This is a genomic window from Gordonia sp. 852002-10350_SCH5691597 (assembly GCF_001665715.1).
In the GTDB taxonomy this organism is placed as follows: domain Bacteria; phylum Actinomycetota; class Actinomycetes; order Mycobacteriales; family Mycobacteriaceae; genus Gordonia; species Gordonia sputi.
Genome location: NZ_LZMO01000246.1, coordinates 1 through 1,331, shown reverse-complemented (window position 1 = coordinate 1,331; position 1,331 = coordinate 1). Strand labels below are relative to the sequence as shown.

The following is a 1,331-nucleotide window of genomic DNA, read 5'->3' as shown; positions in this document are numbered from 1 at the left end:
CCGTCGGTGATCATGCGGGTGGTGAACTGGCCGGGTTTCGACCCGACGCGCCGATTGTGCACATCACACGCCGGCACCAACTGGTCAATATCAGTCAAGCCGCCGTCGGCCCAGTCTTTCGCGGCGTGATGCATCTGCACCCTGCTCGCGGGTTGGTGACAACCGGGGGCCGAACACATTTTCCCGCCCGGTGAGGCGAACGACGCCAACCGTTGCCCCAACGACGCGATCCGTTTCGACCGACCCAAATACAGCGGGATGCTGGTGTGCTCACCGAACACCGCCAGATACTGGCTGGCACCACTGGTGGCGGCCATCTCGATCACATCGCCGATTGGCAGCAGTGTTCCGGAGGTGGTGTGTGCGATCCCCGCCTGTGTCTCCAACTCGTGCAGGCTGGTGGTGACGATCACCTGGATCGGCAACCCCCGATGCGTAGTGCCGAGCATCCCAGATTCCAGCACCTGCCCCAACAGGGCAGAGAACGCGTCGTGGTTGCGTTGGGCGGGTGAGCGTTGATCCCGCAACGCTCACCGCCGCCACCTGCTCAGCATTGGCGGTGGTGATCGGCCCGACCGGCGAGTCGGGGTCGTCGGGATTGTTCATACCGGGTTTGGCCCACGAGTCCAACACCGTATCCAGGCGGGCACGGGCGATCGGATCCAAATCCGCGGTCAACCGCGACATGAGTTGCGCGTTGTGCCGGTTCACCCACAGGCGGCGACGCCGCTTCCGATCTTTCGGGTCAGTGAGAGTCCCATCCGGACCCAGATGAGCCAACAATCGTGAACCGAGATTGGTGATTTCGGTGGGCGTGAACTCGACCGCTTGCCGGCCAGCTGTGCTTCGGCGGCAGCTTTCGTCTGAGCCGACACCTCACCAGGGATCGCTTCCAACACCTCCACCACCGCGCGGACGTGCGCGCCGGCGACCCGACCGTCGGCGACGTAGCCGGCCAACGTCGGACACGCGGCTGGGAGGCGGTCACCGCAGATCGTGGTGAACGAGCCGGTCGCCGCGATCACCCGATACCGGGCGGCCGGGTCACCACTATGCAGACGCTGCCCCATGAAGTTGCGAATATCGCGGAAACCCAACGAGTGGGGTAGATCCCGGTCAGAGGCTTCCACGATCAAACGATCCGTCACCGCACCCGCCGTCCGCAGTGCTAGCCGTTCGGCCTCAATCGTGGCTTCCACCAGCACGTCATCAGATACCAACGACACATCCACCGTCGCCAACTCATCCAACACCGCAGCCAAACGACACAGTTTCTCCGCCACCACCGCATCCGCCGACCCCACCACAGCCGACACCAAAGCCGAAGGCGC

General features: G+C 64.2%; 1 pseudogene. It reads right to left on the bottom strand.

Annotation, left to right across the window (positions count from 1 at the left end):
* Positions 1-1,331: pseudogene (locus tag A5777_RS24320) on the bottom strand (DUF222 domain-containing protein); the annotation flags it as partial.